Genomic DNA, 13,916 nt, shown 5'->3' with positions numbered 1-13,916 from the left:
ATAAGACCTGTTTTCCAAGGCGCTATCGCCGAGTGGCTGAGACCAAGCCCGACCCTTTCCAGCAATAGGTGAAACTGCGACCCACAGCGCGTTAGGCCGCTCGGCCCAGAACTGACTTCGCATCGTCGCGCCGCGTCGTCTTGATCCGGCGTCCGCGCCGCACAGCTTCGAGGCCAATCACGTTCGTTAGGCGCGCAACAGTGCAGCGTGCGACCTCCACGCCATCGCAGCAACTGGCGCCAGGCCTTGCGCGCAACATACACACCAAAGTCCTCGTTCCAGACCGCCCGGATGAGGCTATTTGCCCGCGAAATAGCGACTCAAATGCTACTCACCTGCATCGATTAGCCGTGATTTGCGCTTCATATCGTTGACGATATTGGTGTTAAAGCGTCTCATAGTGAGCACGTCGCACTGCTGGGAGACGATTGTGCAGCAAGATGACGCAAGGCCTCGATATCGAAGCGGAACCGCTGCTCGCATGGCCAAGATGCCTGTATCCACGCTCCGTGTGTGGGAACAGCGCTATGGCGTGATCTCGCCCGCCAAATCGGAGACCGGACAGCGCTTGTATTCCGGCGAGGACGTCAAACGGCTCACGCTCTTGCGGTCCCTCGTCAATCAGGGGCACGCCATTGGCGCGATTGCGCGCGCCGGGAGCGCCGAGCTTGAGCAACTGCTCGAAACATCCGGTGCTGCTGAAGCGTCTCATCCGCTTCAAGCCCAGGCAGTCATTTCGCTTGCCGTCTGCGGCCCACTCATGGCAGAGCGCGTTCGGCGCAGGAAAAACACGCTCGCGTCGTTGGGCCTGGATCCGATTACCGAGCTGCCAGCCATTGACGGACAGACGCCGCCGGAGCTACCGCCGCACACAGACGCACTAATTGTAGAAGCCGCGTCACTGCAGCCCGAAACGGCCGAAGCCATCCTGGTCGCGGCGCGCAGTTCTGGCGCCAGCGCAGTTGGCGTGATCTATAGCTTCGGCACGGTGCGGTCCACCGACACGCTCCGTGCCGCGGGCGTGCGGCTGTATCGCGAGCCAAACGCACATAGCGAACTCGATCAGATCCTGCAGGAACTGTCGCAGCTCGTGCGAGTGGACGCGGTCTACGGCAAGCTACAGCCCCTGCGGCGCAACGCGCGCCGGTTTACGGACCGCCAGCTCGAGATTTTTGCCAACGCATCGCAGACGATCGCCTGCGAATGCCCGCGGCACCTCGTTGCGCTGATCCGCCAGCTCGATGCATTCGAGCACTTCAGCGACGGCTGCATGGTGCGCTCTTCGCTCGACGAACAACTCCACCGGCATCTCGGCGATGTCGCCAACCGCGCCAGATTGTTGCTCGAAGACGCGATGGAATTCGCGATTCGCTCAGAGACGATGAATCCGCCAGCGAGCTAGCTGCGTATATACGCTCAGGAGCCCACCTGAGCGGGCGGGGGCGGTGAGTGCACCGCCGACTTTCGGAGGCAACTTCAATGAACGTCACTTTTGACCCGCCCGGCGCTGCCGGGGCGGTCGGTAGCGTGCCGCTCTCTGCCCGGATTCGGGGGCGGTTGATGAGCGCCGGTAATCGCTTTCACGCGAACGACAACATCGCCGCCTCCCTGGAATTTCTTGCACTGCTGCCTGGCCGTAGCCAGGGATAAGTATTCAAAGACTCGAAGAGGCCCTGCCTTGAAGATCTTCCCATTTCCTGCGAAGCGCATTGCGGTCATCGGCTCGGGCATCTCCGGGCTGGCGGCAGCGCATTTCCTCGCCAAGCGCCACGCCGTAACCCTGTTCGAGGCGCAGCCCAGGCTCGGAGGTCATACCAATACCGTCGACATTGAGGAGCACGGGGAGGCGTTTGGCGTCGATACCGGCTTCCTGGTCTTCAACGCGCGAACATATCCCAACCTGATTGCACTGTTCGACGAGCTTGGAGTGGCGCATTGCGAGAGCGACATGTCGTTCAGCGTGTCCGTGGACGGGGGCGCGATTGAGTGGGCCGGCACCAGCTTGCGCACGGTGTTTGCGCAGCCGCGCAACTTGGTATCGAGGCCGTTTCTGTCGATGCTGAGAGACATCCTACGTTTCAATCGCCACGCGCAGGCCCACCTGGCCGCGGCCCGAGCCGAGCGCCATAGCCTCGGCGCGCTGCTGGCTTCCGGCCAATACGGCGAACCGTTCTGCGCGCATTACCTGCTGCCGATGGCTGCGGCGATTTGGTCGACGCCCAGCCGGGACGTCCTGTCGTTCCCGGCGGAAGCGTTTCTGCGCTTCTGCCTCAATCACGGGTTGCTGCAGATCTTCAACCGGCCGCGCTGGCGCACCGTCAAAGGCGGGGCACGCAGCTACGTGCGCGTGATCGCCGGCCAACTGGCTGACGTGCGTGTGGCAACACCGGTACGCAGCATCCGTCGCGCGGCAAACCACGTCGACGTGCTGATCGATTCGGGTAGCATGCGTTACGACGCCGTGGTGCTGGCAACGCACGCACCGCAGACGCTGCGTCTGCTCGACGACGCATCGAACGACGAACGCGCTGTGCTGACTGCGTTCCGCTATCAGCCCAACACTGCCTTCCTGCACCGTGACAGGAGCCTGCTGCCGCGCCGGCGCAGCGTGTGGTCGGCATGGAATTATCTCGAAGCGCCACGTAATGGGGCCGTCAGCCGCGCGCCGTATGTGAGCTACCTGCTTAACCGGTTGCAGCCGTTGCCCGTGTCGACGCCGGTGGTGGTCACGCTTAACCCGCTGGCACCGCCTGCGGCCGAGCTGGAGTACCGCCGCTTCGAATACGAGCACCCGGTATTCGATCAACTGGCCATCGACGCGCAAGCGCGTTTGCCGGCGCTTCAAGGTCGGCGCCGCACATGGTTTGTCGGTGCGTGGACGGGTTATGGCTTCCATGAGGACGGTCTGAAGTCCGCCCTGCGGGTTGCGGCGGATTTTGGCTGCGCACCAGCTTGGGCACAGGTGGCGCCATGAACGCGGACGCGCAACTCCTCGTCGGTCAGGTCATGCACCGCCGTCTGCGACCGGTATCCAATCGCTTCATCTACCCGGTGTTCGCCGTGCGCGTGAAGTTGTCCGCGCTGGGGCGCCTGACAAGCCCATGGTTCGGCGTGGACTGCCTGCGGCCGCTGTCGTTGCGCACGCGTGACTACGGACCGCGCGACGGGACAGACCTGCTTATCTGGATTCGAGGCGTGCTGCGCGATGCCGGTCTGAACGCCGACGGCGACGTCTGGCTGCAGACCATCCCGCGCATTGCGGGTTGGATGTTCAACCCGGTCTCATTCTGGTACTGCTACGACGCGGCCGGCGCGCTGCGCGCGGTGCTGGCCGAGGTCAACAACACCTTCGGCCAGCATCACCGCTACCTGGTCTGCGCGCAAGATGGCGGCACCATTGATACGCATATCGTGCTGACGTGCCGTAAAGCGCTGCACGTTTCGCCGTTCTGCCGGGTCGAGGGCGGCTATCAGTTCCGCTTTACCGAGACCGCAGCAACGGCATTGGTTCGCATTGCTTATTACGATCGCGATGGCCTGTTGCTGCACACGGCCATCGGTGGACGGTTGCAGCCGTTTGATGCCGCTCACCTGCGCCGCGCGTTGCTACGGCAACCGTTGCTCGCCTTGCAGGTTATTGGCCGCATTCATTGGCAGGCCCTTCGCCTGTGGATCAAGGGCGTGCCGTTCTTGGGCCGCGACGCTCGCGACAGATCTTCTCCGGAGAACTCCCGATGACCGCCACGCAGTCCCTCGCCTGGGTGCCATCCCATGTTCCCGCCGCCGGGCGTCTGTTCGTGGCGCTGGCCGGTCGGTTACGGCACGGTTTCCTCCACCTCGTCACGCCCGACGGCGAGATATACGTCGGCGAGGCCGGCTCGCCGCGGGTCGCTGATCTGCGCATCCTGGACTGGCGCGCCTGCGCACGCATTCTGCGCAGTGGTGACGTGGGCTTCGCCGAGGCGTATCGCGACGGGTGGATCGATTCGGCCAACCTGGCGAGCCTTCTAAGTCTGGCGATCGTCAATGCCGTCACGCTAGAACAGGCGATCTTCGGAAATGCATTTGCGCGCGTGTTTCTTCGCCTGCGTCACCTGCTGCACAGAAACAGCCGTCGTGGCAGCCGCCGCAATATCCACTTGCATTACGACCTTGGTAACGATTTCTATCGGCTCTGGCTGGACGAGGGCATGGCTTACTCGTCAGCGTGGTTTGACGGCAATGTGCAGCGCAGCCTGGCCGATGCGCAGACTGCCAAGTATCGGCGCGCATGCGATCTACTGAGGGTCGGGCCGGGTATGGACGTGCTTGAGATCGGTTGCGGCTGGGGCGGTCTCATGGCGATGGCCTGTGGGCGTGGCGCGCGCGTGCATGGCATCACGCTGTCAGAGGAGCAGCGCCGCTACACGGCAGCGCGCTTCGTTGGTGAGTCGCGGGCCCGCGTCGAGCTGCGCGATTACCGTGATCTAGATGCCGCGTACAACGCTATCGCCTCTATCGAGATGTTCGAGGCGGTGGGCGAGTCTTATTGGGCAACCTATTTTCAGACGCTGGTGCGTTGTCTGCGCCATGGCGGCCGGGCCTTGGTGCAGAGCATCACCATCGATGAGGTGTTTTTCGAGCGCTACCGCACCGGAACCGATTTCATTCAACAGTTCATATTCCCGGGTGGCATGCTGCCCAGTCGCGAGCGCTTCATCCGTCTGGCAGAGCAGCACGGCATGCGTGTAATTGACCGGCTCGACTTTGGCGGTGATTACGCCGAGACGCTGCGTCGCTGGAGCCAACGTTTCGAAGCGCGTCTTGATGCCGTCCGCTCGCTCGGCTTTGACGAAGCCTTCATCCGTATCTGGCGGCTGTACTTCGCCTATTGCGAAGCCGGTTTCGAAGAAGGCCGAATCGGCGTCTCGCAGTTTCTGCTCGAACGGAGGTGACCATGTCGGTGCTTGGTGTTGCCCTCATTGCGCTGTTGTTTCTGGTGGCCGTGTTCAGTGCCGTGTGGGCGTGGCAGTTGTCCAACAAGAACGCCGGCATGATCGACCCGGTGTGGGCATTCTCGCTCGGCGTGGTGGCATTGCTCTATGCATGGCTTGGTACGGGCTCGGAACAGGCGCGCGTGCTGGTCGGCGTGGGCGGTGCGATCTGGGGATGCCGACTCGGTTGGCACTTGTGGCGCCGCAATTTCGGTAAGCCGGAAGATACGCGCTATCGCAAGTTGCGTGAGGAATGGGGCGCAGCGGCACCAAGGAAGATGTTCGGCATCTTTCAGTTGCAGGCCGCGGTGTCGATGTTCCTCTCGATTGCGTTTGCCGTGCCGAGTCACCGGCCCGACGCCCCAAGCATTTTCGCCGTCGCGGCTGCTGTCACGCTGTGGGGGATTGCGGTGGCTGGGGAGGCATTGGCCGACCGGCAACTGCGCAGGTTTGCCGCCGATCCGGCGCACCGTGGCAAGACGTGCCGGGTGGGGCTATGGCGCTACTCGCGGCATCCGAACTATTTCTTTGAATGCGTGCATTGGCTGGCCTATGTCCCGTTGGCGATTGGCGCGCCGGGGGCGTGGCTGACGCTGCTGCCACCGGTGGCGATGGCGTGGCTCCTCGTGAAGGTCTCGGGCGTCCCCATGCTGGAAGCCCACCTGTGCGCCACGCGCGACGACTACACCGAGTACGCACGCACCACGAGCGTTCTGATCCCCTGGCCGCCGCGCCATTGATGTGCAGACCCAAGGAGACCACACATGACTGCACTGTCCACACCAACCACCCCCGCGCGAGCCGCGGCCGAGCCCAGTGACGGCTGGCTCATCCAGTGGTGCGAGCGAGGCTGGCTGCCCGATGGGCTGGTGCGCGCTGGCATGCGCGCGCTCATGCGCCAGCGTCTGCGCGACGAGGGCATTCATGACGGCGAGCTGCGGTCACGGCGCTTCAATGCCTTGCTCGACGAACTGCAAAGCAGCCCTATCGCGATCGAGACGGATGCGGCAAACACGCAGCACTATGAACTGCCGCCGGCATTCTTCGAAGCGCATCTCGGGCCGCAACTGAAGTACTCGTGCGCGCTGTACAACACCGGCAGTGAACCGCTGGCCGAGGCAGAAAAGGCCATGTTCGCTTGCTATGCCGAACGCGCTGGCTTGGCGGATGGCCAGTGCATTCTGGATCTGGGCTGCGGTTGGGGCTCGCTATCGCTGTGGATGGCCAAATGCTATCCCAATGCGCGCATCGTGGCGCTGTCTAATTCGCAGGGCCAGCGCAGTTGGATCGAAGCGCGTGCTGCCGAGCGTGGCCTGACTAATCTGAGCGTGCACACCGGGAACATCGTCGATTTCGAGTTTGCGGACATGTCAGAAGGCGGGCGCTTTGACCGCGTCGTTTCGGCCGAGATGTTCGAGCACATGAAGAACTACGGACTGTTGCTTGGCAAGATCGCGCGCTGGATGCGCCCGGATGCCGTGCTGTTCGTGCACATCTTTGCGCACCGCACGCTGGCCTATCACTTCCGGGTACAAACCGGTACCGACTGGATGTCGAAGTATTTCTTCACTGGGGGGACCATGCCATCAGAGGCGCTGCTGCTGCACTTTCAGGATGACCTGCGTGTCACGAGGCAATGGTGGCTCAACGGCATGCACTATGCGCGCACAGCCGACCATTGGCTAGCCAACCTCGATGCTGCCCGCAGCCGTTTGATGCCTGTGTTCACACAGACTTACGGCGAGCGCAAAGCGGCAGTGTGGTTCCAGCGGTGGCGCATGTTTTATCTGGCGGTGTCGGCGCTATTTGGCTATGCCGGTGGCAACGAGTGGGGCGTCGCGCATTACCGACTCGTCAAGCGTTAGGTGTTTTTGGCAGAAGGCCGGTTCCGTCGCTGCGCTGGCCTATCCACACCAAAACAGGCACCCACTGTCCGGCGACCACATAAAGGAGGGCACGATGGGAACGCATCGTCGAGGTCAACGCACGCGCATCCTGTCACGTTGGGCGGGCCGCTTTGCTGTGGCCGCACTGCTGCTTGTCTGTGCGGCGTGCTCAGGGCCTCCGTCGAATCCCAATCCGCGGGCCGCCGTGCCGCTGCAACCGGTGCCGGTTGATCTCCATCGTTACATGGGCCGCTGGTATGTCATCGCGAATATCCCGTACTTTGGCGAGCGCGGAAACGTCGGCAGCTACGCCGAATGGGCGCTGCGGCCTGACGGACGTATCGACGATGCCTACGTCTACCGCCCCGGCGGTTTTGATGCGCCCTTCAAGCACATGCAGTTTGTGGATTCGGTGGTTGCGGGCAGCGGTGGTGGCGAGTGGCGCGTGCGATTGTTCTGGCCAATCTACGTTTCGCAACTGACGCTGTATGTCGATCCGGAGTATCGGGTGACGCTCGTGGGCTATCCGGACAAGAGCCTCGGCTGGGTCTTCTCACGCGACCCCGACATGAGCGATACCGACTATCGCGCGGCACTCGGCCGCTTCGAAGCAATGGGCTATGACACTTCGCGTTTCCGGCGCGTGCCGCAAGTCCCCAGTCAGATTGGACAACCAGGCTTCCAGTCGCCGGGAGATGCCGGCTAGTCGTATGAGCATCACTGTGATTCGCGCAGCAGATGGTGGCGCAGGGCAGGTGGCCGGGTGCCGGGTGCCTGCCAGATATCGGAGAAGGCACGGGCAAAGGCGGGGTCATCGACCTCGGTCGTCAGCCGCCCATTGACATAGAAGCGCGCACCGCAGTCCGGGAGGTAAACGCCGCACAATGTGTCGCCAGATGTGACGTCAGGAAAGGCGGGAGTCATCGCGCGTTGCCATTGCGCCAGTGTCTCATCCGACGGCACAGGCGTCTGCCGCCGCCGGATCTCGTCGATGGCCGTCTCGATGAGGCGGGAACGCTCGACAGTAAGCGCGAATTTCTCCGCACGTAGCGCGATGGAGTGAAAGAGGTCACGCTTGCGTGCGCAACCTGCACTTGCGGACGCAAGGACGATGACGCCTGACACGCTGTCGCGCGACGTCGTGCGCAAGCTCGTCGCGATCGGCGGATGGCGCGATGCCTACGTGCAGATCATCATGACGCGCGGCGTGCCGCCGGTCGGCAGCCGCGATCCGCGTCTGTGCGAAAACCGTTTCCAGGCGTTCGCGATTCCCTATGTGTGGATCGCATCGCCCGAGAAACAGCGCAAGGGCATGCACGTTCATGTCAGCGATATCCGTCGCGTGCCGACGCAATCGGTCAGTCCGTTGATCAAGCACTATCACTGGCTCGACTTCGAAATGGGCCTGTTCGACGCGCTCGACCGCTCAGCTGACACTGTCGTGCTGAAGAGCATCGATGGACATATCGCCGAAGGTCCGGGCTTCAACGTGTTCGCCGTGATCGACGGCCAGCTGACGACTCCGCGCAGCGCCGCGCTCGACGGCATGACGCGCCGCACGGTGATCCAGATCGCGGAGTCGCTGGAGATCCCGGTGTCGGAAAGCGACATCACGCTTGAACGCTTCGTACGCGCGGACGAAGCATTCCTGACAACGACCGCGGGCGGCATCCTGCCGGTCACGCGCATCGATGACGTGGAAATCGGCACGGGACCGGGTGCGCTCACAGCGACGCTGCACGCCGAATACTGGCGTCGCCGCCAGGATGGCTGGCTCAGCAGCGATGCGCTTTATTGGTGAGTGCGACGGGCGCCCAGAATCCTTCAATTGCAACCGTGATGATTGGCCGTGCGATAGCAGGTTTTCCCGTTGGCGCCCTGAACCACGCCTTTGCCGTTCATCGTCGTCGCTTCGCCACCGCGATTGGTCTGCGTCGTCCGCTTCCCGTTCTGATTCGTTTGCGACGACCAAGCCGTGCCGGTATTGCGGTTATAGCCGCCCGACGACTGGCCGTTGCCGCACACGGATCACGTGATACCCGCGCTCGGATCGCCAGCCAGAGTGGCGAGAGGTGAAGGGCTCGCTGCGAGTGGCGTCGGTGGCTTCTTTTCACGGCGGTTGTATGAATATATCGAACTCGTATCTCGATCTCAGGGTAAACCGCAGAATCGCGAAATTTTCTTGAATTATAGTTGGTGTACGGAGTATATTGCTATTCAAGTTGGTCAAACCCATAGGAGACGACACCATGCCATTTCATCGCACTGGCATGTGCAGCGTGTCTCGTCCCGGTTCGCCGTACGCTAAATCGTAAGGATATCGAAGATGTTTGTCGAAATCGCTTAACGCAAACGGGCACTCAACACACGGAAGCTTCGCAATCACGATGACAACAGAAATCGCTGCAGAGACGCTACGCCGTCGCACGGTCGTATGGGTGGTGGCGCTCGCCACCGTGGGTCTGATTTTCGATGGCTACGATCTCGTCGTATATGGCACGGTCGTGTCGAGATTCCTGCGCGACCCGTCGCATATCGGCATCGTCACGCCGGCGACCGCGGGCGCGCTCGGTAGTTATGCGCTCGTCGGCGTGCTTGTCGGGGCGCTGCTCGCGGGAAGCGTCGGCGACATCCTCGGCCGTCGCAAAGTGATGCTGTTCTCGTACGCTTGGTTCTCGGTCGGCATGGCGATTACCGCGATGACCACCACCACGGCAATGTTCGGGCTGATGCGTTTCATCACCGGTCTCGGCGTCGGCGCACTGGTGGCGACGACCGGCGCGCTCGTGTCGGAATACGCGCCGAAAGGCCGCAAGAACCTCTGCAACGCGATCACGTATTCCGGCGTGCCGTTAGGGAGTCTGCTGGCGGCCATGCTGGCGATCCTGCTGCTGAACCACATCGGCTGGCGCGGCATGTTTTGGATCGGCGCGCTGCCTTTGGTCACGCTCCTTCCGTTAGCCTGTTTCAAAATGCCGGAATCGGTGGCGTGGCTCGTCAGCCGCGGACGGTTAGACGAAGCTCGCGCCATCTCGGAGCGCACCGGCGTGCCGCTGCCCGAAGCCGTCAAGGGGCCGGACATCGGCGCCGCGGCGGTCACATCGGAGAAAGCGGGGTTCGCAGGACTGTTCGGTTCCTATCTGTTGCCCACGATCGTGCTCGGCCTGATGAGCGCGACCGGACTCGTGCTCGTCTACTCGCTGAACACGTGGTTGCCAGAACTAATGCTGCGGGCCGGATTCGACGCCAAGGGATCGCTGTCGTTTCTGCTGGTGCTAAACGGTGGCGCGGTGATCGGCGCGCTGGCGGGCTCGCGTGTCGCGGACAGATTCGGTCCGAAGCCAGTCGTCGCGACGTGCTTTCTCATCGGCTCGATCTCGATCGCGCTGCTGACGTTGAATGTGCCGCTCGGGATGCTGCTGGCGCTGGTGGCGATCGTCGGCTTGGGTACGAGCGGCACGCAAACGCTGATCTACGGCTTCGTCGCGAACTATTATCGAACCAGCGTGCGTGGCGCGGGCGTTGCGTGGTGCGCCGGTTTCGGGCGTCTCGGGGGCGTGATCGGTCCGCTGCTGGGAGGCTTGCTGATCGGCTCGGGGCTCGCGCTGAATTCGATCTTCTATGTTCTGGCCGTGATCGGTGTCGTGGGCGTGGCTTTGACGCTGGTCGTGCCGAGAGCGAGCGGTCCGCGCGAAGCGGATTCGACGCCCATCGCTATGCGGCAGTCGCAGCCGCATTGCGATCGCGCACGATCCAGTCGCTGAAGAGCGTGACCTTCGGCTGATGCGCGACGCAATCCGGATGGGCGAAGTCGTAGCGAACCCGTCTTGAGCATCATATCGAACGGCGTGACAAGCCGCTGGGCCGCGACGTCTTCGCTGACCAGCGTCCGATCGCTGATCGCGACGCCGAAGGCTTGCAAGGCCGCATCGGGATGCGCGGCGGGTTTCGTTACGCGCACTACAGTTCCACGGTGTGTACGACGTGGCTCTATCGCGACGACAATCGAAAAGATCTCATGCGGCGAAATCGAATACGATGTCGACGGCAACATCGCACTCGACGTCAAGGAGACCCGCACATGAGCGAGCAAATTGCAGCAATCGATCCGGCGCGCACCGCGCTTATCGTCATGCATTACCAGACGGATATTCTCGGGCTCTTTCCATCGGTCGCGCCGTCGCTGCTCGCCAATACGCGCACGCTATGCGACGCGGCGCGCGCCAAGGGCGTCGGCGTGTTTTTCGTCAATCTACGGTTCGGTCCGGGCTATCCGGAAGTCAGCCGGTTGAACAAGAACGGGCAGGAGATCAAGCGGCGCGGTCTCTTCACCGGCGACGAGACCGCGCCGGAGCTCGCTCAGCGCGCCGACGAACCACTCGTCATCGCACACCGGGCCAGCGTGTTCTTCAACACCGACCTCGACGTGCGGCTTTCCGCGCAAGGCATCGACACGCTGATCATGGCCGGCATCGCGTCGACCGGTGTCGTGCTGTCGTCGGTTGCGTATGCGAGCGACGCGGACTTTTGCCTGTACACCGTCAAGGATTGCTGTTACGACCCGGATCTGGTGGTGCACGAACATCTGTTTTCCACCGCATTCGAATCGCGCACGACGGTGCTGTCGCTCGCGGACGCCTTGCTGCTGCTTGGCTGAGCGCGCGTTCAGAACAGGTGATGAACGCCCGCGAGCACTACCGTCTGCCGGATTGATGACGACGGCCCGATGCCCAGCGCGACCGCGCCCGACGAAGCCTGCTCGACCATCACGTCGGCGTAGAGCTGCGTGAGCTTCGAAAGCGAATGGACGTTGGGGTATTCGTACCTTCCGTGCAAATTCTGGCGGTTTGCTTCAACAGGCAAGATTTGATCTGACTATGTATTTCTAAAAACATGGCCGTAGTCGCGCTGCAAACGTTCGATCTCCTCTTTCCCGCGGCTCAGCGCTTCATGGAGCGTTACGGTCTGCGGGGAGTTTGGCGGGGTCGCCATCTGGGTGCTCCGAAATCGATAGTGACAGGCCCAAGCGGTCACGTGCGATGCGCGCAAGGGCCTTCGGAGCGGAAAGTCTAGGGCTTCGGTCTAAAAACGAAGTCTGGAAAAGAAGCTGGATTACACGTCAGTTCGGCGTGTGGGCAGAATGCTGCGCCATGAGGCGATGCTGAAATCACCGGTCGCGGATGACGAAGCATCCGCGAACCCGAAGCTCAGCTGAAGAACTTGCCGAGCGTGATCGTGACCGACTGCGTCCCCGTCAGCCCGATGGACGGATTCTGGTCGCAGACGTCATCGTACGGGAAGGCATAGGCGAGCGAATTGGTGCTCAGCCGATGGAACAACTGCGCCCACGGATTGAAGACGAGGGTGTTCGGATTGGTGATCTGATAGAACGTGGATGCGTCGTTCTTGCAGGTCGCATCGGCGAGCGCGTTCGACATCACGCCGCGGTTGAAAGCGGCGGCCAGCATCTTCTGCACGTTCTTGGCAGCGTCGCTTCCGGTCGCGAGCGTGTTCGCGCACTGCCAGACGTCATAGCTGGAGATGCCGGGTGTACCCGCGCCGCCGACCGTGAACGCCGCCGTGCCGCTCGCAGCCGTTCCGGCGTAAAACGTCAGGCCGACACCGGATTGCACGATGCCGGTGTAGGTGCCCGTCGCGAGATCGGTGACCGACAGGGGCGTGGTGGTCCAGGTCTGATACCAGTTCTCGATGGTCTGATCGAAATACGTCAGCAGCGAACCGCTGTACTGGTTCTGCGCCGAGATGGTCTTGGGCGACAGCGCGCGCAAGGTGACGCTGCCGTTGACCGCGAGTCCCGCCGGGAACGCGGACGGCGCGGGCACGTTTTGCGGCAGGTAGAACGCGGCGGGCAGCGTCGACACCGCATCGAGGATAGCCGGACGCGAGGCGTTGTACTGACCTTGCTGGGCGCCGCCCGGCGTGCCGTTCAGCAAGAGCGGAAAGCCGAATTGATCGACTTGCGTGGTGTTGCCGTTGAAATTGCATTCGCTGTCGAAGGAGAATTCGATCCAGTCGAACATGGTGAGCGAGCCGGGGCCGTCGACGGTCACCGGGGCAGTGTATGCGCTGCTGCCCAGCGCCGTGAACGGCAGTTTCGGTACACCGACGGACAGGTAAATGCGGCCGCTGAACGCCGCCGTGCCGGTGCCCAGACCCGGAATGCTCGTTGCGTTGAGCTTCGACAGATCCAGCACGAAGCTGGAACCGACCTTGAGCGGAATGCTGTAATCGGCCCACGCGAGCGGATAGGTTTCGGCGAGCGCCGCGGCTTCGCTCACGGGCAGCGCGGACGCGCCGGGAAACGTCTTCGGAGCCATCGTGTTGTCGGCGACGCTCATCACGTGGGGCGTGCCTGTTGAATCCACCCAGTACTGCGTGACGCCGGAGGTCAGACTCGTCTCGCCGATCACGTAGGCGTAGACGGACGTACCGGCCGGGAGATCGGTCTGCGTGAGATCGAGCGTCAGCGGCGTCTTCGCGGTGGGTTGCGCGCCACCCGCCTGGGGCGCCGACGAGGAAGCCGGATTGGACGACGAACCCGAGGATCCCGACGCCGGATTCGAACCCGAACCGCCTCCGCATGCGGCGAGCAGGCCCGATGCCCCCATGCCGAGAAGGAACGTGCGTCGGCTGATGTTTTTGGTCGTCATCTTCGGGCCTTTTATCGGAGCATGCGGTTGCAGGCGCAAGGGTGGAGACCCGGGCCTGGGATACGCCGTGCGAGGGCTTCATCGCACAGGGCATCAGTTGGAAACTCTTCGGGATATCGGCAGGGAAGGAGGCAGGCTTGAGGCTAGGCGCAAGTCGGCGTGTGGCATTGGAAGATGCCAGGCGGCGAACGCTGTCGCCATACTCAGACCAGGGAGGTGGTTTCAGAGAAGAAGCATTCGCATACGAACGTCATAAGCATTCTCATCGAACACGCTACTTTACATAAGGCCAATTATCAATATTTTACTTGTCACAGCAAAGTAGTAGTGTCGTACTTGAGCAAAGTACAGATGTCGCACCTGAGGCGTTTCGAGGTCAAGCTAAT

14 protein-coding genes are annotated in these 13,916 nt (G+C 62.5%); 11 read left to right on the top strand and 3 right to left on the bottom strand.

Going from position 1 to position 13,916, the window contains the following annotated elements; genetic code table 11:
• Window positions 1–382: 382 nt before the first annotated feature.
• The 8 genes from AWB70_RS10885 to AWB70_RS10850 all read left to right on the top strand — a co-directional run bounded on the left by AWB70_RS10885 (window position 383) and on the right by AWB70_RS10850 (window position 7,565).
• Window positions 383–1,402: a MerR family transcriptional regulator gene (locus AWB70_RS10885; RefSeq protein WP_327349143.1), complete on the top strand. Its 1,020-nt coding sequence runs from the start codon at window positions 383–385 to the stop codon at window positions 1,400–1,402.
• 77 nt (window positions 1,403–1,479) lie between these two features.
• Window positions 1,480–1,650 (top strand): hypothetical protein, encoded by a 171-nt coding sequence (locus AWB70_RS10880; protein ID WP_235024209.1) that lies wholly within the window; start codon window positions 1,480–1,482, stop codon window positions 1,648–1,650.
• A gap of 28 nt (window positions 1,651–1,678) precedes the next feature.
• Window positions 1,679–2,974 (top strand): NAD(P)/FAD-dependent oxidoreductase, encoded by a 1,296-nt coding sequence (locus AWB70_RS10875; protein ID WP_053570283.1) that lies wholly within the window; start codon window positions 1,679–1,681, stop codon window positions 2,972–2,974.
• The gene (locus tag AWB70_RS10870) at window positions 2,971–3,738 is read left to right on the top strand and encodes a DUF1365 domain-containing protein (RefSeq protein ID WP_053570284.1); all 768 of its coding nucleotides are present in this window, start codon (window positions 2,971–2,973) and stop codon (window positions 3,736–3,738) included. Before AWB70_RS10875 ends, AWB70_RS10870 begins: the two co-directional genes overlap by 4 nt.
• Window positions 3,735–4,934: an SAM-dependent methyltransferase gene (locus AWB70_RS10865; protein WP_053570285.1), complete on the top strand. Its 1,200-nt coding sequence runs from the start codon at window positions 3,735–3,737 to the stop codon at window positions 4,932–4,934. The genes AWB70_RS10870 and AWB70_RS10865 overlap by 4 nt, the downstream gene beginning before the upstream one ends.
• Window positions 4,935–4,936: 2 nt before the next feature.
• Window positions 4,937–5,713, top strand: a complete 777-nt coding sequence (locus AWB70_RS10860; RefSeq protein WP_053570286.1) for a DUF1295 domain-containing protein — start codon at window positions 4,937–4,939, stop codon at window positions 5,711–5,713.
• Between the two features lie 24 nt (window positions 5,714–5,737).
• Window positions 5,738–6,838 carry a cyclopropane-fatty-acyl-phospholipid synthase family protein gene (locus tag AWB70_RS10855; protein WP_053570287.1) on the top strand — a complete coding sequence of 367 codons (1,101 nt, stop codon included), beginning with the start codon at window positions 5,738–5,740 and terminating at the stop codon, window positions 6,836–6,838.
• A gap of 94 nt (window positions 6,839–6,932) precedes the next feature.
• Window positions 6,933–7,565 carry a lipocalin family protein gene (locus AWB70_RS10850; RefSeq protein WP_235024208.1) on the top strand — a complete coding sequence of 211 codons (633 nt, stop codon included), beginning with the start codon at window positions 6,933–6,935 and terminating at the stop codon, window positions 7,563–7,565.
• An 11-nt stretch (window positions 7,566–7,576) separates the two neighbouring features.
• Here the strand turns inward: AWB70_RS10850 and AWB70_RS10845 are convergent, their stop codons facing one another.
• Window positions 7,577–7,984: a chalcone isomerase family protein gene (locus AWB70_RS10845; RefSeq protein ID WP_235024207.1), complete on the bottom strand. Its 408-nt coding sequence runs from the start codon at window positions 7,982–7,984 to the stop codon at window positions 7,577–7,579.
• Here AWB70_RS10845 and AWB70_RS10840 point away from each other — a divergent pair.
• From AWB70_RS10840 to AWB70_RS10820, 3 genes are all read left to right on the top strand, one after another.
• The gene (locus AWB70_RS10840) at window positions 7,971–8,660 is read left to right on the top strand and encodes an aminotransferase class IV (RefSeq protein WP_235024206.1); all 690 of its coding nucleotides are present in this window, start codon (window positions 7,971–7,973) and stop codon (window positions 8,658–8,660) included. The two genes, AWB70_RS10845 and AWB70_RS10840, sit on opposite strands and share 14 nt — an antisense overlap.
• Before the next feature lie 586 nt (window positions 8,661–9,246).
• A complete protein-coding gene (locus AWB70_RS10830) occupies window positions 9,247–10,623 on the top strand; it encodes an MFS transporter (RefSeq protein ID WP_053570290.1) in 1,377 nt (458 codons plus the stop codon).
• A gap of 317 nt (window positions 10,624–10,940) precedes the next feature.
• Window positions 10,941–11,516, top strand: coding sequence for a cysteine hydrolase family protein (locus AWB70_RS10820; RefSeq protein WP_053570292.1), 576 nt, complete (start codon window positions 10,941–10,943; stop codon window positions 11,514–11,516).
• Window positions 11,517–11,524: 8 nt separating this feature from the next.
• On the opposite strand, the gene AWB70_RS38230 is transcribed toward AWB70_RS10820, so the two are convergent.
• Window positions 11,525–11,695, bottom strand: coding sequence for a hypothetical protein (locus tag AWB70_RS38230; RefSeq protein ID WP_235024205.1), 171 nt, complete (start codon window positions 11,693–11,695; stop codon window positions 11,525–11,527).
• A 371-nt stretch (window positions 11,696–12,066) separates the two neighbouring features.
• The gene (locus AWB70_RS10815) at window positions 12,067–13,530 is read right to left on the bottom strand and encodes a beta-1,3-glucanase family protein (RefSeq protein ID WP_053570293.1); all 1,464 of its coding nucleotides are present in this window, start codon (window positions 13,528–13,530) and stop codon (window positions 12,067–12,069) included.
• Window positions 13,531–13,916 lie beyond the last annotated feature (386 nt).

The sequence above is a fragment of the Caballeronia cordobensis genome (assembly GCF_001544575.2).
GTDB classification, from domain to species: domain Bacteria; phylum Pseudomonadota; class Gammaproteobacteria; order Burkholderiales; family Burkholderiaceae; genus Caballeronia; species Caballeronia cordobensis.
This window is presented reverse-complemented; position numbering and strand designations above follow the sequence as displayed.